This window comes from Streptomyces sp. V2I9, from assembly GCF_030817475.1.
GTDB lineage: Bacteria > Actinomycetota > Actinomycetes > Streptomycetales > Streptomycetaceae > Streptomyces.
This window is the reverse complement of sequence record NZ_JAUSZJ010000002.1, coordinates 1553265-1575662: the sequence shown is the minus strand read 5'-3', so window position 1 is coordinate 1575662 and position 22398 is coordinate 1553265. Positions and strand designations below refer to the sequence as shown.

The window sequence follows — 22398 nt, the reverse complement described above, 5'->3', positions numbered from 1 at the left end:
GGCGCCCACTCCTATCTGCGCAGCACCGACACGGCGGCGAGCACCGGTATCGGGGGCGGCGGATCCGGCCGCCGCGCCGGCGGGAGCCCCGCATCCACCGGCGCACCGGTGGACGGTCCGGCGGCGCGCCGCCCGCGCAGCAGCCGGGCGCCGAGGAGGGCGAGCCCCCAGGCGCCGAGGACGGCGAGGCAGACGGAGAGCGGGTCCATGCCGCTCATGGGGGCGTCGTCGCCGGGACCGTGACCGGAGGCGGTGTGGAGGGCGGGGGAGCGGTGGGGCGGGGCAGTCGCCGGCTTCCGGGCTCCGGCGGCCGTGTGCTCGCCGGCCACGACGGCGTACGAGCGACCGGCCGGGGCGGTGGACGAGGGGCCGGCCGGGGCGGCGTACGAGGGGCCGGTCAGGAGGGGCGTCGAGAACGAGGCGGCCCCCGGACCGCTGTGCTCGGCCGGATGTCCCACCGTATGCATGGTGAGGACGCCGAACAGCAGGGCGGCGAACAGCACCAGTCGCCCGCAGGTCACGCCCCTGCTCCGCACCACGCCCGCCATGCGGGCCACCCTACCCCCGCCGGGTATACGGACGAGCGGCGGCCCGGCTCCCGTCTCCTCGCCGCCGGAGCGGGTGACGGGCGCCGGGCCGCAGGCGTACCGGTGCCTCAGGTGCGGGAGTAGACCTTCTCCGCCCAGCCGGCGATCTGCTCCTCGGTCAGGTGCTGCGCCAGATCGGCCTCGCTGATCATGCCGACCAGCTTCTTGTTCTCGACGACGGGCAGCCGGCGGATGCGATGGGTCTGCATCTCCTCCAGGACCGCGTCCACATCGGCTTCCGCCTCGATCCAGCGGGGCGTGCCCTGGGCGAGGTCGCCCGCCGTGATCTTGGCGGGGTCGTGCCCCTTGGCCACACAGCCGACGACGATGTCGCGGTCGGTGATGATGCCGACCATCCGGTCCGAGTCGCCGTTGGCCGAGACGGGCAGCGCGCCCACGTTGTGCTCGCGCATCAACTGCGCAGCACGGTCGAGCGTCTCGTGGGCCGGGATCCAGCGGGCCCCGCTGTGCATGATGTCTTTGGCGGTCGTCATGGGGGGTTTCCTCCTGCGTGCCGATGGCACTGCCGTACGGCCCCGAGCGCCACCCATCGTCACCGGCCCGATGGTGCGGCGCGACCGCAATCGCCCGTTCGGGTGGGCGGGGTTCCGTACCGCCCGGCCCTGCGGCACGGAACCCCGCCGCAGGGTGGGGAAGGCCGGGGAACGGCCCGCGAACCGGCGTACGGACACGGGCCGGAAGCCTCCTGCCACCCGGCCGTCGCGCCCGTGCGCGGCGGCCGTCGACCGATGCGGGTGGCCGCGTGCTCCCTCTCACATCGGGTGCGTAATGTGGGTGAAATCCCGGGTCGTGATACTGGCAGTGTCCCCCTACCCCGGGCGGTGGTGCACGGACCGTCTGAACTGCAAGGATGTGGCAATGGACAAGCAGCAGGAATTCGTCCTCAGGACCCTTGAGGAGCGCGACATCCGCTTCGTGAGGCTGTGGTTCACCGACGTCCTCGGGTTCCTCAAGTCCGTCGCCGTCGCTCCGGCCGAGCTGGAGCAGGCTTTCGACGAGGGCATCGGCTTCGACGGCTCCGCCATCGAGGGCTTCGCACGGGTCTACGAGTCGGACATGATCGCCAAGCCGGACCCGGGCACGTTCCAGATCCTGCCGTGGCGCGCCGAAGCTCCGGGCACCGCGCGGATGTTCTGCGACATCCTGATGCCGGACGGTTCCCCTTCCTTCGCGGATCCGCGGTACGTCCTGAAGCGCATCCTCGCCAAGACGTCGGACCTCGGCTTCACTTTCTACACCCACCCCGAGATCGAGTTCTTCCTGCTGAAGAACAAGCCGGTGGACGGCACCCGCCCGACCCCGGCGGACAGTTCGGGCTACTTCGACCACACGCCGCAGAACGTGGGGATGGACTTCCGCCGCCAGGCGATCACGATGCTCGAATCGATGGGCATCTCGGTCGAGTTCAGCCACCACGAGGGGGCGCCGGGCCAGCAGGAGATCGACCTGCGGTACGCGGACGCGCTCTCGACGGCGGACAACATCATGACGTTCCGTCTGGTGATGAAGCAGGTGGCGCTGGAGCAGGGCGTGCAGGCCACGTTCATGCCGAAGCCGTTCTCGGAGTACCCCGGTTCGGGCATGCACACCCACCTCTCCCTCTTCGAGGGCGACCGCAACGCCTTCTACGAGTCGGGTGCGGAATATCAACTCTCCAAGGTGGGCCGCTCGTTCATCGCCGGTCTGCTGCGGCACGCGGCGGAGATCTCCGCCGTCACCAACCAGTGGGTCAACTCCTACAAGCGCATCTGGGGCGGCTCCTCGCGCGCGGCGGGCGCGGGCGGCGAGGCCCCCTCGTACATCTGCTGGGGCCACAACAACCGTTCCGCCCTCATCCGCGTCCCGATGTACAAGCCGGGCAAGACCGGTTCGGCCCGCGTCGAGGTCCGCTCGATCGACTCCGGCGCCAACCCGTACCTCACGTACGCGGTCCTGCTCGCCGCCGGCCTCAAGGGCATCGAGGAGGGCTACGAACTCCCGGCCGGCGCCGACGACGACGTCTGGGCCCTTTCCGACGCCGAACGCCGCGCGATGGGCATCGAACCGCTCCCGCAGAACCTGGGCGAGGCGATCTCCCTGATGGAGAAGAGCGAACTGGTCGCCGAGACGCTGGGCGAGCACGTCTTCGACTTCTTCCTCCGCAACAAGAAGCGGGAGTGGGAGGAGTACCGCAGCGAGGTCACGGCCTTCGAGCTGAAGAACCTGCTGCCGGTGCTGTAGCGCGGGCCGGAAGCGGTACGACCCCGGCGGGAGGGTTCGGGACGCGGCGGGCACTGTCGTCCCGGACCCGCTCCGGATCCGCGTGGACCGCCGGGCGTCCCTGCCCTTAGCCTGACCGTCGTTCGAAGATCAACGGGGCGGGCGGGTCTCCGGAACGCCGCTCGCGGGGGATGTGCCATGCACAGGTGAGGGAGCGCGTGATGTCGGGCAGAGCTGGGCTCATCAAGCCGCTGGTGGTGATCGGACTCGTCCTGGGGGCGGTCGGGTCCCTCACCGCCTGGTTCCTGTCGTTCGAGGGCTATCTGCCGGGCGACTCCATGGTGCGGACCTGGGCCACCGCGAAGGACCGGCCCAGCGACGACAAGCCGAACCGCAATTGGGTCGTCGGGGACGTCGCCGTCCGCAGCCGGTTCGACGCGGTGACCGGCTTCGGCATCGCCGACGGGCAGAACGGGAAGAAGCTCTGGGAGTTCGTACCGCCCGGCCGTTCCCAGATCTGCGGGAGTGCTCCTCGTGCTGACGAGGGGGTCCTGCTGGTCGCGTACGGCACCGAGAGCAACGCCACCGCCAGCGGCGGGACGGGTGCACCGGGCAAGGCCACGGACAAGGGCTGTTCGACCGTCCGGGCCTTCGACGTGAAGGACGGGCGGGAGCTGTGGAGCGTCCCGCGGGCCGTCTCTGACGGCCGGTTCCCCGGGGACGGGTTCCTGGAGGCCGGACACGGCCTCGCGTTGGTCCGCCACGAACGGACCGAGCAGGAGGTGCGGAGGCCGGGCGGCAACCGTGCCCTGCGCGCCTTCGATCTCCGCACGGGCAAGGCCCGTTGGACGGCGGCCGTGCCCGGTACGTGCGGGGTGTGGGACACGCTCGTGGGCAAGGACCAGGTCCACGCCGTCCTCGCCTGCGGCGGGGAGGACGCGGACGATCCGGTATCCGCCGACGGCGGGGACGTCGAGCTGACGGCGGCCGCCTTCGACCGTGGCACCGGCGCCCTGAAGTGGAACGTTCCCCTCGATGCCCGGCGTCCCGTGTCCACGGACTCCACGGTGGCCATCGAGTCGGCCGACCCCTTGGTATTGCGGGTCGTGCGGTCCTCGAACGGGAACTCGGGCGAGGAGACGGGCGCGTTCATCGCCTTCGGCCAGGACGGGCGTCCTGGGCCGGGGGTCGAGCTGAGCGGTGACTACGGCCAGATCGACCGGGCGGAGGTCGTCGGCGAGCGGATGTACGCGCTGGCGTGGACCTACCACAAGGGACGGCACTACCGGCTCGTCGCCTTCGACCTGAAGACCGGCGAAGAGGTGTGGAACGAAGAACTGGACGAGCCCGCCGCCGGGCTGGCCGTCCGGGGCGACCGGGTCTCCGTGCTGTGCGAGTGGTCGACCCAGGCCAGCGCCATCACCGAGCTGCTCGTGTTCGACGCCGGCGACGGCGAGGAACTCGACGAGCGCCATTTCCGTGACGAGGCGCCCAGCGGTCACTTCTTCGAGCACGACGGGCGCATCATCGTCACCGGGGCGGCCGGTGGCCATGCCTTCACCGCGTTCGAGCGCTGGTGACACGGCCTTCTCCCGCAGCGTGACAGGCTGCCGCCCGAGGCGCGCGCCCTCGGCCCCGACCGTCCGGGGCCGGGGACGCGGCGGCCAGGTCAGTACCGGTGGCCCGGCCAGTGCGGGTCCTCCCAGCGTGCCGGGCCGCTGAGACCGACCAGGCGGATGCGGTGCAGCAGCCCCTCGCATCCCCTCCGGGTGCGCAGCCGTGTCGGCGCGTGGCGGACGAGCCAGGTCGAGAGCGCGCCGCGCAGCCCGCTCCCGTCCTCCTCGTCCCATGGGTCCCACGGCAGTTGATCGCCCAGCAGGCCGTACTCCCACGCGGCGGCGGCCTCCGCCAGGTGCCGGTCGGGCACCTCGTCGTCGAGTGACTCCCAGACGGCGAGCCAGGGGTCCATCGTGCCCGCGGCCTCGGCGCAGAGAGCGAGGAGTTCGTGCACGGGCACGGCGGGTGCCGGGTCCAGAAGGCCGCAGGCCCACCACGCGTGCAGGAACTCCCGGACCGCGGCGCTCTGGCGCGCGGGCCACCGCTGCCAGTGCCCTCGGGCGAACGAGCGGCCGACCTCGTACATGCCGAACAAGGGCTTCACCTCGCCGCCCACCAGCGCCCGTGCGAACTGGGGCAGGATCCGGCGCAGCACCGCCCCGTGGTCGTTCCAGTCGGGGGCGTCCCAGGTGCGGCGGAGGAGATCCGGGGCGAGGGGCACGCCGGGGGTCTTCAGCAGGGCCAGTTCCTCCGGGCTGCCCCAGTGACACGCGCACTGGACCTCGTCGGCGCGCGCGGTCATGCCGCGGAAGGCGGCGGCCAGCCCGTCCAGGGCGCGGTCGAGCCGGAGTCGGGCGGTGGTGATGTCGGGAAGCATGGTGAACGGCACGGCCTCGCGGGACTCCAGCGGGCTTCCGCCGGCCGAAGATCGCCACCTTACCCAGCCGGGCCGGCCGTGTCGCCGGAGTTGTCCGCGGCCGTACCCGGACCTGACCCGTGCCCGTACGCGGACCTGACCCGTGCCCGTACGCGTCGCGGGACGGTACGGGCACGGGCACGAGGGGAAGGCGCACGCCTCCTAGACCGGCGGCGTTCCCGGTGGGGACGGGGCGGGGGGCGGGTTGGGCAGTGGGGGGCCCGGGTCCGGTGGCAGGTTCGGGGGGCCGCTGCCGTGTCTGCCGTCGTTCGCGAGCTTGCGCGCGGTCAGGCCGTAGACGCCGAGGGGCGGGAACAGGTCGACCCGGCGCGGGTAGTCGCCCTCCGCGCACTCCTCGCAGAGCAGGTCGCGGCCTGCGGGGGTGTGCCGGGCGGCGGTGACCGGGGCGTTCCAGCACGCCTCGCAGGTACGGACGTCCGTCGGGGAAAGGGTGATCATCCGGGCCTCCCGGGCGTTGCCGGTAAGGCCGGGCGGGTGCTGCGCATCAGGTACCTCCGTGATGGATGGGGCCGATGGATGCGGTGGGGTCGATGGAGCTGATGGGGCCGATGAGGCGGACGGGGCTCATCGCCGGGTGTCCCGCCAGGCGCGGACGAGCCGTGTGGCGTCGGGGCAGTTCACGCCGGTCCGGCAGGCGGTGCAGGTCGTCGTGTGGCCGAGCAGGGCGCGGTAGGCCGTGTCGGGGGATTCGGTCGGGGTCACGTTCGCCTCTCTGCTGATCTCGGCCCAGACGTATTCGGAGGTACGGGTCAGCGTGTGCCCGTAGCGGTCCGCCGTGGCCAGCGCGGCGAGCACGGCCGCGTGGGCCGCCTCGGTCAGCTCGGCGGGGAGGTCGGCCTCGACACGGAAGACGTCCAGGCCGGCGATCTCCCGCGGTTCGCAGTCCGTGGCGGCGGCAAGCATGCCGGTCAGCGCCGCAACCCGCGCTTGTGCAGAGTGCACACTTCTCCCCCGGGGCCTCTTGTCACTCCATGTAATGCTGAGTATTCAGCTTCAACCTGATGGGTTAGCTTTGTCAACAGCGACGCCCATATCGACGCCGAACACACGGAGCTGCTCAAATGCCACGTGATAAGTCGTACTTGAAGGTGGCGGACGAGCTGCGGGCTCGCGTGCGGGCCGGTGAATGGGCGGTCGGGGACAAGCTGCCGTCCCGTGCGCGGTTCGCCGAGGAGTTCGGTGTCGGTCCGTCCGTGGCGCAGCGGGCGATGGAGCACCTGATCGTCGAGGGCATCCTCGAAGGCCGCGCCGGTTCGGGCACGTACGTCCGCCGGCCCAGGGAGCGGCGGCGCATGGTCCGCTCACGCCACAGCGAGCAGCGCGGCTCGGGCCCCTTCGCCTCGAACATGAAGGAGCTCGACCACGAGGCGGACTGGGAGTGCACCAGCGCGGCGCGCGTCCCCGCCACGGAGGACATCGCCGAACGGCTGGCGATCGAGCCGGGCGACCCCTGCGTCGTGACGGACTACGAGTTCCTCGCCGACGGCATGCCCGTCCAACTCGCCAAGAGCTGGGAGCCGATGGCCATCACGGACGGGACGCCCGTCCTGCTCCCGGAGATGGGCCCGCTCGGCAAGATCGGCGTCGTGGAGCGCATGCGGTCCATCGGCGTGGACATCGCCACCGGTATCGAGCTGGTCCGCCCGGCCCGCGCGACGCGGGAACAGGCCAACCTGCTCGGGATCTCCGTCGGCGACCTCGTCATCGCGATCGAGCGCACGTACTTCGACGACGAGGGCCGCCCCGTGGAGACCGCCGACATCGTCGTGCCGGACATCCGCTGGGAGATCGCCTATGAGATCCGCGTGAGGCGGCCGGGTTCCTGAGCCGGGCGCGGCCGCTCGCCCACCGGCGCGGGTCTCCCCGCGCTTCGCCGACGGCGGGCCGTGCTCGTCGCCGCCCGTGACGTCCGACGGCTCAGCACCCCGAGCAGTCCCCCGGCCGACGCCGGTCGCCTCATGTCCACGACCGGCGAGGCCGAGCCGGTGGTCGTCGCCCGCTTCCGCACCTGGTCCGCGTGCGGAAGCGGGCTGTTGTACTGTTACGACCCGCGCAGGCCCCCCACCGGGCAGACCCGCGCGCGATCCCCGTACACCACGGGGACGACGTGACCGACCGAGGAGGTGAGACCCATTACCGCTGGATCAGGCTGGGTGCTCACCCCGCGCGATCACGTCGTACGACCGGTAGTGATGACAGCCGCACCAGCGGCCCGCCGGACGCACTAGGACGATCGCCGAGCGCCCATCGGTTTCCCCGAAAGGCTCCGCTCGTATGTCCGTTCACCCCATCGGTTCCCTCTCCGACACCGTCCTCGCCCTCCGCCGCGCCGGCTGCGTCTTCGCCGAGGACGAGGCCCGCCTCCTGCACGAGGCCGCCGCCACCCCTGACGACCTGTCCTCCCTCGTCGAGCGCCGCGCCGCCGGGCTGCCGCTCGAACACCTCCTGGGCTGGGCGGAGTTCGGCGGCCGCCGCTACGCCGTGGGCGCCGGCGTCTTCGTGCCCCGCCGCCGTACGGAGTTCCTCGTGGCCCAGGCCGCCGCGCTCGCGCCCCGGAGGGCCGTCGTCGTCGACCTCTGCTGCGGTTCCGGTGCCCTGGGCGTCGCCCTCGCCGCCGCGGCGGACACCGCCGAACTGCACGCGTGCGATGTCGAACCCGCCGCCGTACGGTGCGCCCGGCGCAACGTCGGCGAGCTGGGGCACGTGTACGAGGGCGACCTCTTCGGCCCTCTGCCCGACACCCTGCGCGGCCGGATCGACGTACTCCTGGCCAACGTCCCCTACGTCCCCACCGGTGACGTCGCGCTCCTGCCCCCCGAAGCCCGCGTTCACGAACCGCGCGTGGCCCTGGACGGGGGCGGCGACGGGCTCGACGTCATGCGCCGGGTCGCCGCCGAGGCACCCGGGTGGCTCGCGCCCGGCGGCAGCCTGTTCGTGGAGGCGAGCGAGCGGCAGCGGGACACGGCGGTCGAGATCCTGCGCGCCGCCGGGCTGAGCCCCCGCGTCCTGGTCTCCGAGGAGTTGTACGCCACCGTCCTCGCCGGGACGAGGGAAACGGCGAAGAGCGCGACCGCACAGCTCACCGGGGCCGCCGCCACCCCGAACGCGGCACCGCACGACTAGGCTCGAAGGGCTGTGACGCGGCGACGGGGCCGTGGCACCGCGACACCACGCTACGCATTCGGTTCGGCTGGCAGGAGAGCACGGGATGACGACCGCGCCGGGGCGCAGAAGCAGCACGTTCACCAGACTGCTGCGGCACGGATTCACCGACCCGTCCGCCGCCGAGCAGCTCCTCGCCCTGGACGCCCTCGCCTCCGTACGGTCCGATCCGGTCCTGCTGGAGGCGCTCGGGGCCACCGCCGATCCGGACCTGGCCCTGCGCGGCCTGGTCCGGATCGTGGAGGCGGGGGAGGAGGGCGACCGGCAGGTACTGCTGGACACCCTCATCACCGCCAAACCCCTGCGCGACCGGCTCCTCGGGGTCCTCGGCGCCTCCGAGGCCCTCGGGGACCACCTGGCCCGGCACCCGCGCGACTGGCAGACGCTCGTCACGTACGAGGCCAGCGACCTGCACCCGGGCATCGCCGAGTTCGAGCGCGGGCTCGCCGACGCCACGGACCCGGACGCGCTGCGGGTCGCCTACCGGCGGTGCCTGCTCACCCTCGCGGCGCGGGACGTCTGCGGGACCACCGGCATCGCCCAGACCGCCGCCGAACTGGCCGACCTCGCCACCGCCACCCTGCGCGCCGCCCTCGCCATCGCCCGGACGGCCGCTCCCGAGGACGCCGCGCGGTGCCGGCTCGCCGTCGTGGCGATGGGCAAGTGCGGCGGGCGCGAGCTGAACTACGTCTCCGACGTCGACGTGATCTTCGTCGCGGAGGCGCGTGACGGGACCGACGAGACCAAGGCCATGCAGGCCGCCACCCGGCTGGCCGCCCACATGATGCGGATCTGCTCCGAGACCACCGTCGAGGGCACCATCTGGGAGGTCGACGCCAACCTCCGCCCCGAGGGCCGCAACGGGCCGCTGGTGCGCACCCTCAGCTCCCACCTCGCCTACTACCAGCGGTGGGCCAAGACCTGGGAGTTCCAGGCCCTGCTGAAGGCACGCGCCGTGGCCGGCGACCCGGAGCTGGGCGCGGAGTACGTGGAGGCGGTCTCCCCGCTGGTCTGGCAGGCCGCCGACCGGGAGAACTTCGTCCCCGACGTCCAGAAGATGCGCCGCCGCGTCGTCGACAACATCCCCGCCGACCGGATCGACCGGGAGCTGAAGCTCGGCCCCGGCGGCCTGCGGGACGTCGAGTTCGCGGTGCAGCTGCTCCAGCTGGTGCACGGGCGCAGCGACGCCTCCCTGCGCAGCGGCTCCACCCTGGAGGCGCTGCGGGAGCTCGCCGAGGGCGGGTACGTGGGGCGCGCGGACGCCGCCCAGCTCGACGAGGCGTACCGCTTCCTGCGCGCCATGGAGCACCGCATCCAGCTCCACCGGCTCCGCCGCACCCACCTGGTGCCCGACGACGAGGCCGACCTGCGGCGGCTCGGCCGCTCGCTCGGGATGCGCACCGATCCGGTGGCCGAGCTGAACAAGGCGTGGAAGCGGCACGCCTCCGTCGTACGGCGGCTGCACGAGAAGATCTTCTACCGGCCGCTGCTGGACGCCGTCGCCCAGCTCGCCCCCGGCGAGTCCCGGCTCAGCGCGAAGGCCGCCGCGATCCGTCTGGAGGCCCTCGGGTACGCCGATCCGGCCGCCGCCCTGCGGCACCTGGAGGCCCTCTCCTCCGGGGTGACGCGCAAGGCGGCCATCCAGCGCACCCTGCTGCCGGTGCTGCTCGGCTGGTTCGCGGACTCCGCCGACCCGGACGCCGGGCTCCTGGGCTTCCGCAAGGTGTCCGACGCGCTCGGCAAGACCCCGTGGTACCTGCGGCTCCTGCGGGACGAGGGCGCCGCGGCGGAGAACCTCGCCCGGGTCCTCTCCGCCGGCCGCCTCGCCCCGGACCTGCTCATGCGGGCCCCGGAGGCGGTGGCGATCCTCGGCGACCGGGAGGGGCTCACGCCCCGCACCCGGCCCCACCTGGAGCAGGAGGTGCTGGCCGCGGTGGGCCGGGCCGGGGACGCGGAGTCGGCGGTCGCGGTGGTGCGCGGGGTGCGCCGCCGCGAGCTGTTCCGTACGACCGCAGCCGACATCATCGGCTCGTACGGCACCGAGGACAGCCCCGCCGAGCAGGACCGCGGGGCCCTCGTCGACCGCGTCGGCTCGGCCGTCACCGACCTCAACGCCGTCACCATCGCGGGCGCGCTGCGGGCCGCCGTACGGGAGCGGTGGGGCGACACCCTGCCGACCCGGTTCGCTGTCATCGGCATGGGCCGCTTCGGCGGACAGGAGCTGAGCTACGGCTCCGACGCGGACGTCCTCTTCGTCCACCAGCCGCGCGAGGGCGTCAGCGACGAGGAGGCGGCCAAGGCCGCCAACGCGGTCGTCTCCGAGATGCGCCGGCTGCTCCAGCTGCCGACCGCCGACCCGCCGCTGCTGATCGACGCCGACCTGCGCCCCGAGGGCAGGACCGGGCCGATGGTGCGCACGCTGAAGTCGTACGACGCCTACTACCGGCGCTGGTCGCTGGTCTGGGAGAGCCAGGCCCTGCTGCGGGCCCAGCCGGTGGCGGGCGACGCGGAGGTGGGCCGCGCCTTCGTCGAGCTGATCGATCCGCTCAGGTACCCGATGGAGGGCCTCGGCGAGGACGCCGTACGCGAGATCCGCCGGCTCAAGGCGCGCATGGAATCCGAGCGGATGCCGCGCGGCGCGGACCCCACGCTCCACGCGAAGCTGGGGCGGGGCGGGCTGAGCGACGTCGAGTGGACCGTGCAGCTGATGCAGATGCAGCACGGATGGGCGGAACCGGGGCTGCGCACGACGCGGACGCGCGAGGCGCTGGCCGCCGCGTGCGCCGCGGAGCTGATCCCGGCGGAGGAGGCGCAGACGCTGGACGAGGCGTGGGTGCTGGCGTCGCGGGTGCGCAACGCGGTGATGCTCGTACGGGGGCGGCCGGGCGACACGTTCCCGTCGGAGTCGCGGGAGCTGGCGGCGGTGGGGCGGTACCTGGGGTACGAGCCGGGGCACGTCGGGGACATGCTGGACGACTACCGGCGGATCACGCGGCGGGCCCGCGCGGTGGTGGAGGAGCGGTTCTACGGGGCCGTGTCGTAGGGCCCCGACCCCGGCCACGGCCCCGGACCGGGGCGGTGCTGCTGGCCCCTCGGCGGGGCCCCGCCCCGGCCCCCGCTCCTCACGCGCCTGACGCGCCGGGCAACCAGGGGCCGGACGAGCCGGGAACGGTGTCCTCAGACGCCTGACGGGCTGGAGGAGCGGCGGTCCGCGTCGGCCCGGTCCCCGTGCTTCTCCGGCGCGGGCTTCCTGCCCCCCAGTCCTCTCAGGCGGCTCCTGCCGTCGGGGACCCACCGTGGCAGGTGCTGCGGCAGCGAGCCGTACCAGACACGGGAGACCGCGTAACCGAAGGCGAGGCAGATCATCCCGCCCACCGCGTCCAGCCAGAAGTGGTTGGCGGTCGCCACGATGACGACCAGGGTGAGCGTCGGGTAGAGCAGGCCCAGGATGCGGGCCCAGGGCGCCGAGGCCAGGGCGAAGATCGTCAGGCCGCACCAGAGGGACCAGCCGATGTGCATCGAGGGCATGGCCGCGTACTGGTTCGACATGTTCTTGAAGTTGCCCGAGGCCATCGAACCCCACGTCTCGTGCACGAGCACGGTGTCGATGAAGTTCACGCCGTTCATCAGACGGGGTGGGGCCAGCGGATAGAGGTAGTACCCGAGCAGCGCCACGGCCGTCGTCGCGAAGAGGACCAGCCGCGTCGCCGCGTAGCGGCCCGGATGGCGGCGGAACAGCCAGACGAGGACACCGATGGTCACGACGAAGTGCAGCGTCGCGTAGTAGTAGTTCATCGACACGATCAGCCACGTCACGGAATTGACCGCGTGGTTGACCGATTCCTCGAAGGCGAGGCCGAGCGATTTCTCCGCCGACCAGATCCAGTCCGCGTTGCGCAGCGCCTGGGCCTTCTGCTCCGGCACCGCGTTGCGCACGAGTGAGTACAGCCAGTAACTGACCGCGATGAGCAGGATCTCGAACCAGAGCCGGGGCCGGCCGGGCGTCCGCAGCGAGCGGAAGCGGGCCATGAGTCCCGACGTCCCGGAGGCCGGGGGAGTGGTGGAGGGCGCGGGGGCGGTGTCGGTGACCGCCTCGGCCGCGATGGGTGAAGAACCGGCCGTCGACCGGCCCTCCTGCGCTGTCACCTGTGTTTCACCCATAGGCAGAGAGTCTTCCATAGAGATTCCCCTGCCTTCGATCATCCCCCGGTCGGGTTCCGGTCGCACGTCCTGCGCCTCAAGGACGAGGAGCCGGCCCTGAGCCGCCTGCGGGTCCCGAGGCGGTCGAGCCGCGGACCACCAGCTCCGGCATGAAGACGAACTCGCTGTGCGGGGCCGGGGTTCCGCCGATCTCCTCCAGGAGCGTGCGGACGGCGGCCTGGCCCATCGCCGTCACCGGCTGCCGGATCGTCGTCAGCGGCGGGTCCGTGAACGCTATGAGCGGGGAGTCGTCGTAGCCCACGACGGAGAGATCGCGCGGCACGTCCTTCGAGAGCCTGCGGGCCGCCCGGATCGCCCCGAGCGCCATCATGTCGCTCGCGCACACCACCGCCGTGCAGCCGCGCTCCATCAGGGCCGAGGCTGCTGCCTGACCGCCCTCCAGCGTGTACAGGGAGTGCTGGATCAACTCCTCCACCTCGTCCGGGGCGAGACCGAGCTGCTCCCGCATCGTCGCGTGGAAGCCCTCGATCTTGCGGCGTACGGGGACGAAGCGCTTCGGGCCGACCGCCAGACCGATCCGGGTGTGGCCGAGCGACACCAGGTGGGTCACCGCCAGCCGCATCGCCGCCCGGTCGTCCGGGGAGATGAACGGGGCCTGCACCTTGGCGGAGAAGCCGTTCACCAGGACGAAGGGGACGCCCTGGCCGCGCAGTTGCTCGTAGCGCTGCATGTCGGCGGAGGTGTCCGCGTGGAGCCCGGAGACGAAGATGATGCCGGAGACGCCCCGGTCCACCAGCATTTCGGTGAGTTCGTCCTCGGTGGACCCGCCGGGGGTCTGGGTCGCCAGCACCGGGGTGTAGCCCTGCCGGGTCAGCGCCTGGCCGATGACCTGCGCCAGCGCCGGGAAGATCGGGTTCTCCAGCTCCGGGGTGATCAGGCCGACCAGCCCCGCACTGCGCCTGCGCAGCCGCACCGGACGTTCGTAGCCGAGGACGTCGAGCGCCGCGAGGACGGATTCGCGGGTGGCCGCCGCGACTCCGGGTTTGCCGTTCAGGACCCGGCTGACCGTTGCTTCGCTGACCCCCGCCTGAGTTGCGATATCGGCAAGCCGTGCGGTCATGGACGGGACTGTACCGGGCCGGTGTCCTCTTGCCCACCGTGTGCGGGGCGCTGCGGAGGGGGGCCGCGGCGGGCTTTCCGGCAACGTCTTGCAAGGACTTGCGGCCCTGGATCGCGCCCTGCGGTCGGATCGTCGCACTGCGGATACACCCGCTCCCGCCTGCGCCTGCCAGGGGTGGGAGGGGAGCGTCAAGGGGGTTGACGGCAACCTTGAGGACACGCGAATGTAACGATCACCAGCGCTTGCAGAAATCTTCCGCAAAGTCTTTCGGTCGTCTTTCATCCTTGTTACGTTCACGTCGACCCGGCGCCGCGACGGAGCGGTACGGCAGTTGAAGGAGTTCAGATGCGACGTGGCATAACGGCCACCGCCCTGGTCGCGGCCCTGGCGCTCGCGGCGACCGCCTGCGGCAGCGACGACGAGTCCGGCGGCGGCAAGAGCTCGGGCGAGCTCTCCGGCACGGTGACCTGGTGGGACACCTCCAGCGTCGGCAGCGAGGACAAGGTCTTCAAGAAGCTGGCCGAGGGCTTCGAGAAGCAGCACCCGAAGGTCGACGTCAAGTACGTCAACGTGCCCTTCGGCGAGGCGCAGAACAAGTTCAAGAACGCCGCCCAGGCCGGTGACGGCGCGCCCGACGTGATCCGCTCCGAGGTCGCCTGGACGCCGGACTTCGCCAACCTCGGCTACCTGGCCCCGCTGGACGGCACCGCCGCCCTGAAGAACGAGGACGACTTCCTCAAGCAGGCCGTCGCCTCGACGAAGTACGACGGCAAGACCTACGCCGTCCCGCAGGTCATCGACTCCATGGGCATCTTCTACAACAAGAAGATGTTCAAGGAGGCCGGCGTCGACGCGCCCGCCGACCTGGACGACCTCAAGTCCGTCGCCAAGAAGATCAAGGACAAGACCGGCAAGACCGGCCTCTACCTGCGCGGCGACGACCCGTACTACTTCCTCTCCTTCCTGTACGGCGAGGGCGGCGACATGGTCGACGCCGCCTCCAAGACCGTCACCATCGACAAGCCCGAGGGCGTCAAGGCGTTCAAGGCGGTCAAGGACCTGGTCGACGACGGCACCGCGAAGACGGATGCCTCGGACGGCTGGGAGAACATGATGCAGTCGTTCAAGAACGGCGACGTCGCGATGATGATCAACGGCCCCTGGGCCGTCGCCGACACCCTGACCGGCAAGGAGTTCACGGACAAGGACAACCTGGGCGTCGCCCCGGTCCCGGCCGGCTCCGCCGCCCAGGGCGCCCCGCAGGGCGGCCACAACCTCGCCGTCTACGCGGGCTCCAAGAACCTCGACGCCTCCTACGCCTTCGTCGAGTACATGACGTCCGTGGACTCCCAGGCCACCGCCGCCGGCGAGCTGAACCTGCTGCCCACCCGCACCTCCGCGTACGCCAAGAAGGAAGCGGTCGACAGCGAGATCGTCGGCTTCTTCAAGCCGGTCGTCGAGACCGCCGTCGAGCGCCCCTGGATCCCCGAGGGCGGCAGCCTCTTCGAGCCGCTGCGCGTCGAGTACACCAAGGTCCTCACCGGCCAGACCACGCCGGAGAAGGCCGCCAAGGCCACCGGCGACTCCTACCGCAAGCTCCTGAAGGACTGGAAGTAACAGGAAGGTTGGCCGACTGATGGCTGTCCACACCAGCCAGTCGGTGGTGAAGGCCGCGGGCGGGAACACCGCCCGCGGCCGGAGCCGCGGTACTGGCACCCCACCACCGAACCCCGGCCGCCTGCGGCGGGCGCTGTCGGTCCACTGGTACGCCTGGGCCATGGTCGCCCCGGTCGTCGTCGTGATCGGCGTGATCATCGGCTACCCGCTGGTCCGCGGCGTCTACCTCTCCATGACCGACGCCGACGAGCGCAACGTCGCCCGCTCCATCGGGGTCAACGAGATCCCCGCCACCTACGAGTTCGTCGGGGCCGACAACTACGTCGACGCCCTGACCGGCTCGCAGTTCCTCGGCACGCTCGGCTGGACACTGGTGTGGACGGTCTCCTGCGTGAGCATCACGTTCGCCCTCGGCATGGCCCTGGCGAACATCCTCAACCGCCGCATCGCCGGCCGCTCCGCCTACCGCATGGCCCTCATCCTCCCCTGGGCCATCCCCGGCTTCGTCTCCGTCTTCGCCTGGCGCTTCCTCTACAACGAGGAGCGCGGCCTGCTCAACAAGATCCTCGGCGGCGCCGGCATCGACGCCGTGCCGTGGCTGAACGATCCCGGCTGGGCCAAGTTCGCGGTCATCGCCGTCAACGTCTGGCTCGGCGTCCCGTTCATGATGGTGGCCCTCCTCGGCGGACTCCAGTCCATCCCCTCCGAGCAGTACGAGGCGGCGGAGATGGACGGCGCGACCGCCTGGCAGCGCTTCCGCCACATCACCCTGCCCGGCCTGCGCCCGGTCTCCACCACGGTGGTCCTGCTCTCCACCATCTGGACCTTCAACATGTTCCCGGTGATCTTCCTGCTGACCCGCGGCGGGCCCGGTGAGGCGACCCAGATCCTGGTGACCCAGGCGTACAAGTTCTCCTTCGAGATCAGCCCGCGCGACTACGCGCAGTCCTCCACGTGGGGCGTGCTGATCCTCGTACTCCTGATGCTCTTCGCCGTCGTCTACCGGCGAGTCCTGCGCTCCCAGGGAGACAACTGGTGACCACCGCGACCGACACCCCCGCCCGGCACGCCGTGCGCAAGGTCCGGCTGCGCGGCGAGCGCTCCCCGCTCGCCTCCGTCGGCCTCCACCTCACCCTGATCACCGCCTCGGTGATCGCGGTCTTCCCGGTGCTGTGGGTCCTGCTCACCTCGCTCAAGCCCGCCAAGTACGCGACCACCACGGACTTCTTCCGCGAGACCACGTTCGTCAACTACACGAACCTCATCCGCGACACCGAGTTCCTCAACTGGTTCGCCAACTCGGTGATCATCTCCGGGCTCTCCACCGTGATCGGCGTCTTCGTCGCCGCCACCACCGGATACGCCGTCAGCCGCTTCCGCTTCCCCGGCAAGCGCGGGCTGATGTGGACGCTGCTGATCACCCAGATGTTCCCGGTGGCCGTCCTCATCGTGCCGATCTACAACATCATGTCGAGCCTGGGGCTGCTCAACCAACCCGCCGGACTCGTCATCACCTACCTCACCATCTCGGTGCCGTTCTGCGCCTGGATGATGAAGGGCTTCTTCGACACCATCCCGCGCGAGATCGACGAATCGGGCGAGGTCGACGGCCTCACCCCGTTCGGCACCTTCTTCCGGCTGATCCTGCCGCTGGCCAAGCCGGGTCTCGCGGTCACCGCGTTCTACTCGTTCATCACCGCCTGGGGCGAAGTGGCCTACGCCTCCGCCTTCCTGGTCGGCGACGAGAACCTCACGCTGGCCGGCGGGCTCCAGAAGTTCGTCAACCAGTACGGGGCCCAGTGGGGCCCCATGACCGCCGCCTCCGTGCTCATCGCCATCCCGGCCGCCCTGGTGTTCCTCTTCGCCCAGAAGCACCTGGTCACCGGCATGTCCGCCGGAGCCGTCAAGGGCTGAGGGCCCTGGCCGCCAGCACCCGCACGCACCACCGCACTCGGCACGGCGGCGCCGGAAACCCCGACCCGGTCACCGGCGCCGCTCTCCACCCAGACACCCCAGGGACGACATGACCCAGCACCTCGCTGCCCCCTCCACCGGCACGTCCGACGACGCCACGGGCCACCGCACCGGCTGGTGGCAGGACGCGGTGATCTACCAGGTCTATCCGCGGAGCTTCGCCGACGGCAACGGCGACGGCATGGGCGACCTCGCCGGCGTCACCGCCCGCCTGCCCCACCTGAAGGACCTGGGCGTCGACGCGGTCTGGCTCAGCCCCTTCTACGCCTCCCCGCAGGCCGACGCGGGCTACGACGTCTCCGACTACCGGGCCATCGACCCGATGTTCGGCAATCTGCTGGACGCCGACGCGCTGATCCGCGAGGCTCACGGCCTGGGGCTGCGCATCATCGTCGACCTGGTCCCCAACCACTCCTCCGACCAGCACGAGTGGTTCAAGCGCGCCCTGGCCGAAGGCCCCGGCTCCGCCCTGCGCGAGCGCTACCACTTCCGCCCCGGCAAGGGCGCGGACGGCGAACTCCCGCCCAACGACTGGGAGTCCATCTTCGGCGGCCCCGCCTGGACCCGTACGGTCAACCCGGACGGCACCCCCGGCGACTGGTACCTCCACCTCTTCGCCCCCGAGCAGCCCGACTTCAACTGGGAGCACCCGGCCGTCGCCGACGAGTTCCGCTCCATCCTGCGCTTCTGGCTCGACATGGGTGTCGACGGCTTCCGGGTGGACGTCGCCCACGGCCTCGTCAAGGCCGAGGGCCTGCCCGACCTCGGCTCCCACGACCAGCTCAAGCTGCTCGGCAACGACGTCATGCCCTTCTTCGACCAGGACGGCGTGCACGAGATCTACCGCAGCTGGCGCACCATCCTCGACGAGTACCCGGGCGAGAGGATCGCCGTCGCCGAGGCGTGGACCCCGACCGTCGAGCGGACCGCCAACTACGTGCGCCCCGACGAGATGCACCAGGCGTTCAACTTCCAGTACCTCTCCACCGCCTGGGACGCCGCCGAGCTGCGCAAGGTCATCGACTCCTCGCTCGACGCCATGCGCCCGGTCGGCGCCCCCACCACCTGGGTGCTCTCCAACCACGACGTCACCCGGCACGCCACCCGGTTCGCCAACCCGCCGGGCCTCGGCACCCAGATCCGCACCCCCGGCGACCGCGAGCTGGGCCTGCGCCGCGCCCGCGCCGCCTCCCTGCTGATGCTCGCCCTGCCCGGCTCCGCCTACGTCTACCAGGGCGAGGAGCTCGGCCTGCCCGACGTCACCGACCTGCCCGACGAGGCCCGCCAGGACCCCTCGTTCTTCCGCGCCGAGGGCCAGGACGGCTTCCGCGACGGCTGCCGCGTCCCGATTCCGTGGACCCGCGAGGGCACCTCGTACGGCTTCGGCGACGGCGGCAGCTGGCTCCCGCAGCCCGCCGGCTGGGGCGAGCTGTCCGTCGAGGCGCAGACCGGCGTGGAGGGGTCCACCCTGGAGCTGTACCGGGCCGCCATCGCCGCCCGCCGCGACCATCCGGGCCTCGGCGCGGGCACGGACGTCGAGTGGCTGGACGCCCCCGAAGGCGTCCTCGTCTTCGCCCGCCCCGGCTTCGTCTGCACCGTCAACACCACCGGCGCCCCGGTCCGCGTCGCCGCCCGCAGCCGGGTGCTGCTCGCCAGCTCCCCGGTCACCGTGGACGGTGCCGAGGCCGAGCTGCCGGCCGACACCACGGTGTGGTGGACGGTGTGACACTGCCCGCGCCCAGGGCCGGGGCGGCCCCCCGCCTCGCCGACATCGCCGGACAGGCGGCGGTCAGCGAGGCGACGGTCAGCCGGGTCCTGAACGGGAAGCAGGGCGTCGCGGACTCCACGCGTCAGCGGGTGCTCGCGGCGCTCGACATCCTGGGCTACGAACGCCCCGTACGGCTGCGGCAGCGCAGCGCCGGGCTGATCGGACTGGTGACGCCCGAACTCACCAACCCGATCTTCCCGGCGTTCGCGCAGTCCGTCGAACAGGTGCTGGCCGGGCACGGGTACACCCCCGTGCTCTGCACCCAGCTGCCCGGCGGGGCCACCGAGGACGAACTCGTCGAGCAGCTCGTGGAGCGCGGCGTCGGCGGCATCGTCTTCCTGTCCGGGCTGCACGCGGACACCTCCGCCGACCCGGCACGGTATGCCGCGCTCACCGAGCGCGGCGTGCCGTTCGTCCTGATCAACGGCTACAACGAGCGCATCAGCGCCCCGTTCGTCTCACCCGACGACAACGCCGCCGTACGGATGGCGCTCCAGCACCTCGCCGACCTCGGCCACCGCCGGATCGGCCTGGCCATCGGCCCGCAGCGCTACGTCCCCTCCCGCCGCAAGCGCGACGGGTTCGTGGAGGCGGCCGTCTCGGTGCTCGGCATGGACCGATCCGAGGCCGAACCGCTCGTCTGCTCCACGCTGTTCAGCGTCGAGGGCGGCCAGGTGGCGGCGGGCGCCCTGCTGGACGCGGGGTGCACGGGCATCGTCTGCGGCAGCGACCTGATGGCCCTCGGCGTGGTCCGCGCCGCCCGGGGGAGGGGGCTCGACGTGCCCCGCGACGTCTCGGTGGTCGGCTTCGACGACTCGCAGCTCATCGCGTTCACCGATCCGCCGCTGACCACGGTGCGCCAGCCCGTGCAGGCGATGGCGGCGGCAGCGGTGGGCGCCCTGCTGGAGGAGATCGGCGGGAGCCCGGTGCAGCGCACGGAGTACGTCTTCCAGCCGGAGCTGGTGGTACGGGGCTCGACGGCGGCGGTCCGCGCGGGGGACTGACCAGGGCCGGGACCGGCCGGGACGCGGGTCCGGCCGGGCTCGGGACACGTACAGGAGAGGCACCAGGAGTCGGCCCGGGAAAGGGCCGGCGGGGAGTTGAAGCGACTCCGGGTGCCTCTCTTGTCGTGACCGGCCCGGTCGGCCGGGCGCGTGGAGTCCGGGGCCCGCACAACGGGACCAGGCCCCCCGGCCGACCGGACCGGAGTCGTCTGCAACGTAACAGGCCCGCAATATCTTGCGAAAGACCTTGCAGCGAGAAAACCGCCCTGTTTCGTGGATGTGAGCGGGAGATGTCCAAAGGGTTGACCGGTGACGGGCGGGCTCGTACGGTCTGCTCCGCGGCAAGGTTTGCATTCTTGCAGCAAGAACCTTCAGGAGCCTTGAGGGCATGGCGCGTTGCCGACTGAGGCTGCACCGTCACCCGCGTTTCCCCCACCCGCAGGAGGAAAGACATGGCACGCAGGCCCCTGTCTGCCGCGCTCGCCCTCGTGGCCGGCGCCGCCGTCCTCGTCATCCCCACCGGATTCGGCGCCGCGTCCCCCGCGCGGGCCGCCGCTCCGGGCGACAAGGACGTCACCGCCGTGATGTTCGAGTGGAAGTTCGCCTCCATAGCCAAGGCGTGCACGGACACCCTCGGCCCGGCGGGCTACGGCTACGTCCAGGTCTCGCCGCCCCAGGAGCACATCCAGGGCGGCCAGTGGTGGACCTCCTACCAGCCCGTCAGCTACAGGATCGCCGGCCGCCTCGGTGACCGGGCCGCCTTCTCCGCCATGGTCAACACGTGTCACTCGGCGGGCGTGAAGGTCGTCGCGGACGCCGTCGTCAACCATATGGCGGCCGGCGACGGCACCGGCACCGGCGGCTCCGCGTACACCAAGTACGGCTACCCGGGCCTCTACTCCGGTGCCGACATGGACGACTGCCGCTCCCCGATCGGCAACTACAGCGACCGCGCCAACGTCCAGAACTGCGAACTGGTCGGCCTCGCCGACCTGGACACCGGCGAGGAGTACGTGCGCGGCAGGATCGCCGGATACCTGAACGACCTGCTCTCGCTGGGCGTGGACGGCTTCCGCATCGACGCCGCCAAGCACATGCCCGCCGCCGACCTGGCGAACATCAAGTCCCGGCTGAGCAACCCGAACGTCTACTGGAAGCAGGAGGCGATCCACGGCGCGGGCGAGGCGGTCTCGCCCTCCGAGTACCTCGGCACCGGGGACGTGCAGGAGTTCCGTTACGGGCGGAGCCTCAAGCAGGTCTTCCTCGACGAGAACCTCGCCCACCTGAAGAACTTCGGCGAGGGCTGGGGCTTCATGGAGTCCGGGAAGTCCGGTGTCTTCGTCGACAACCACGACACCGAGCGCGGCGGCGACACCCTCACCTACAAGAACGGCTCCGCCTACACCCTCGCCAACGTCTTCATGCTCGCCTGGCCCTACGGCTCCCCGGACGTCCACTCCGGCTACGAGTTCAGTGCCCACGACGCCGGACCGCCGAACGGCGGCCAGGTGAACGCCTGTTACAGCGACGGCTGGAAGTGCCAGCACGCCTGGCGCGAGATCTCCTCCATGGTCGGTCTCCGCAACACCGCACGCGGCCAGGGAGTCACCGACTGGTGGGACAACGGCGGCGACCGGATCGCCTTCGGCCGGGGGACCAAGGCGTACGTCGCCATCAACCACGAGGGCTCCGCGCTCACCCGCACCTTCCAGACCTCGCTGCCCGCCGGTGACTACTGCGACGTCCAGTCCGGCAAGGGCGTCACCGTGAACGGCTCGGGCCAGTTCACCGCCACCGTCCCGGCCGGCACCGCCGTCGCCCTGCACGTGAACGCCCGCACGTGCTCCGGAGGCGGCGGAACCGGCCCCGGCACCGGGACCTCCGGCGCCTCCTTCGGCGTCACCGCCACCACGCAGCTCGGCCAGAACATCCACGTCACGGGCGACCGGGCCGCCCTCGGCAACTGGAACCCGGCGAACGCGCCCAAGCTCGACCCGGCGGCGTACCCCGTCTGGAAGCTGGACGTGGCCCTGCCCGCCGGGACCACGTTCGCCTACAAGTACGTCCGCAAGGACGCGGCCGGAAACGTCACCTGGGAGAGCGGCGCCAACCGCACCGCCACCGTCCCCGCCTCCGGCAAGGTCGCGCTGACCGCCGACGTCTGGCGCGGCTGACCCGTACCCCCTCCCAGCGGGCCGGTGGCGCTGCCACCGGCCCGCCTCCGCACCGCCCCACCCGCCACGCGGCTCTCTCTCCCGACCCACCGGCCGCCCCACTCCCGACCGACCGAT

General features: G+C 71.7%; 19 protein-coding genes. 12 read left to right on the top strand and 7 right to left on the bottom strand.

Annotation, left to right across the window (positions count from 1 at the left end):
• Positions 1 to 11: 11 nt before the first annotated feature.
• Both QFZ71_RS07040 and QFZ71_RS07035 read right to left on the bottom strand, forming a co-directional pair.
• A complete protein-coding gene (locus tag QFZ71_RS07040; RefSeq protein ID WP_307667400.1) occupies positions 12 to 548 on the bottom strand; it encodes a hypothetical protein in 537 nt (178 codons plus the stop codon).
• A 107-nt stretch (positions 549 to 655) separates the two neighbouring features.
• Complete coding sequence (locus QFZ71_RS07035; RefSeq protein ID WP_307667399.1) at positions 656 to 1081, bottom strand: CBS domain-containing protein; 426 nt, start codon at positions 1079 to 1081, stop codon at positions 656 to 658.
• Between the two features lie 385 nt (positions 1082 to 1466).
• On the opposite strand from QFZ71_RS07035, the gene glnA reads away from it, so the two are divergent.
• On the top strand, positions 1467 to 2828 hold the full coding sequence (gene glnA / locus QFZ71_RS07030; RefSeq protein WP_307667398.1) for a type I glutamate--ammonia ligase: 1362 nt from the start codon (positions 1467 to 1469) through the stop codon (positions 2826 to 2828).
• Positions 2829 to 3028: 200 nt separating this feature from the next.
• Entirely contained in the window at positions 3029 to 4387 is a 1359-nt protein-coding gene (locus QFZ71_RS07025) for a PQQ-binding-like beta-propeller repeat protein (protein ID WP_307667397.1), read from the top strand.
• An 89-nt stretch (positions 4388 to 4476) separates the two neighbouring features.
• On the opposite strand, the gene QFZ71_RS07020 is transcribed toward QFZ71_RS07025, so the two are convergent.
• The 3 genes from QFZ71_RS07020 to QFZ71_RS07010 form a co-directional block, all read right to left on the bottom strand.
• Positions 4477 to 5253, bottom strand: coding sequence for a hypothetical protein (locus QFZ71_RS07020; protein WP_307667396.1), 777 nt, complete (start codon positions 5251 to 5253; stop codon positions 4477 to 4479).
• A gap of 189 nt (positions 5254 to 5442) precedes the next feature.
• The gene (locus tag QFZ71_RS07015; protein WP_307667395.1) at positions 5443 to 5739 is read right to left on the bottom strand and encodes a hypothetical protein; all 297 of its coding nucleotides are present in this window, start codon (positions 5737 to 5739) and stop codon (positions 5443 to 5445) included.
• 126 nt (positions 5740 to 5865) lie between these two features.
• Positions 5866 to 6204 (bottom strand): hypothetical protein, encoded by a 339-nt coding sequence (locus QFZ71_RS07010; RefSeq protein WP_307667394.1) that lies wholly within the window; start codon positions 6202 to 6204, stop codon positions 5866 to 5868.
• Between the two features lie 158 nt (positions 6205 to 6362).
• Between QFZ71_RS07010 and QFZ71_RS07005 the strand changes: the two genes are divergently transcribed.
• The 4 genes from QFZ71_RS07005 to QFZ71_RS06990 all read left to right on the top strand — a co-directional run bounded on the left by QFZ71_RS07005 (position 6363) and on the right by QFZ71_RS06990 (position 11506).
• The gene (locus QFZ71_RS07005; protein ID WP_307667393.1) at positions 6363 to 7127 is read left to right on the top strand and encodes a GntR family transcriptional regulator; all 765 of its coding nucleotides are present in this window, start codon (positions 6363 to 6365) and stop codon (positions 7125 to 7127) included.
• Between the two features lie 132 nt (positions 7128 to 7259).
• Positions 7260 to 7412: a hypothetical protein gene (locus tag QFZ71_RS07000; RefSeq protein WP_307667392.1), complete on the top strand. Its 153-nt coding sequence runs from the start codon at positions 7260 to 7262 to the stop codon at positions 7410 to 7412.
• A 163-nt stretch (positions 7413 to 7575) separates the two neighbouring features.
• Positions 7576 to 8424 (top strand): putative protein N(5)-glutamine methyltransferase, encoded by an 849-nt coding sequence (locus QFZ71_RS06995; RefSeq protein ID WP_307667391.1) that lies wholly within the window; start codon positions 7576 to 7578, stop codon positions 8422 to 8424.
• 85 nt (positions 8425 to 8509) lie between these two features.
• The gene (locus tag QFZ71_RS06990) at positions 8510 to 11506 is read left to right on the top strand and encodes a bifunctional [glutamine synthetase] adenylyltransferase/[glutamine synthetase]-adenylyl-L-tyrosine phosphorylase (RefSeq protein WP_307667390.1); all 2997 of its coding nucleotides are present in this window, start codon (positions 8510 to 8512) and stop codon (positions 11504 to 11506) included.
• A gap of 134 nt (positions 11507 to 11640) precedes the next feature.
• Here the strand turns inward: QFZ71_RS06990 and QFZ71_RS06985 are convergent, their stop codons facing one another.
• The gene (locus tag QFZ71_RS06985; protein WP_307667389.1) at positions 11641 to 12624 is read right to left on the bottom strand and encodes a phosphatase PAP2 family protein; all 984 of its coding nucleotides are present in this window, start codon (positions 12622 to 12624) and stop codon (positions 11641 to 11643) included.
• Between the two features lie 76 nt (positions 12625 to 12700).
• A complete protein-coding gene (locus tag QFZ71_RS06980; protein WP_307667388.1) occupies positions 12701 to 13744 on the bottom strand; it encodes a LacI family DNA-binding transcriptional regulator in 1044 nt (347 codons plus the stop codon).
• Between the two features lie 345 nt (positions 13745 to 14089).
• Here QFZ71_RS06980 and QFZ71_RS06975 point away from each other — a divergent pair, with 345 nt between their 5' ends.
• The 6 genes from QFZ71_RS06975 to QFZ71_RS06950 all read left to right on the top strand — a co-directional run bounded on the left by QFZ71_RS06975 (position 14090) and on the right by QFZ71_RS06950 (position 22281).
• Positions 14090 to 15361 carry an extracellular solute-binding protein gene (locus QFZ71_RS06975; RefSeq protein ID WP_307667387.1) on the top strand — a complete coding sequence of 424 codons (1272 nt, stop codon included), beginning with the start codon at positions 14090 to 14092 and terminating at the stop codon, positions 15359 to 15361.
• A 19-nt stretch (positions 15362 to 15380) separates the two neighbouring features.
• Positions 15381 to 16400, top strand: coding sequence for a carbohydrate ABC transporter permease (locus QFZ71_RS06970; protein ID WP_307667386.1), 1020 nt, complete (start codon positions 15381 to 15383; stop codon positions 16398 to 16400).
• Positions 16397 to 17275, top strand: coding sequence for a sugar ABC transporter permease (locus QFZ71_RS06965; RefSeq protein ID WP_307667385.1), 879 nt, complete (start codon positions 16397 to 16399; stop codon positions 17273 to 17275). The genes QFZ71_RS06970 and QFZ71_RS06965 overlap by 4 nt, the downstream gene beginning before the upstream one ends.
• Before the next feature lie 109 nt (positions 17276 to 17384).
• Positions 17385 to 19061, top strand: a complete 1677-nt coding sequence (locus tag QFZ71_RS06960; protein ID WP_307667384.1) for a glycoside hydrolase family 13 protein — start codon at positions 17385 to 17387, stop codon at positions 19059 to 19061.
• Positions 19046 to 20107: a LacI family DNA-binding transcriptional regulator gene (locus tag QFZ71_RS06955; RefSeq protein WP_307667383.1), complete on the top strand. Its 1062-nt coding sequence runs from the start codon at positions 19046 to 19048 to the stop codon at positions 20105 to 20107. The genes QFZ71_RS06960 and QFZ71_RS06955 overlap by 16 nt, the downstream gene beginning before the upstream one ends.
• Positions 20108 to 20559: 452 nt before the next feature.
• Entirely contained in the window at positions 20560 to 22281 is a 1722-nt protein-coding gene (locus QFZ71_RS06950; RefSeq protein ID WP_307667382.1) for a carbohydrate-binding module family 20 domain-containing protein, read from the top strand.
• Positions 22282 to 22398: the final 117 nt, after the last annotated feature.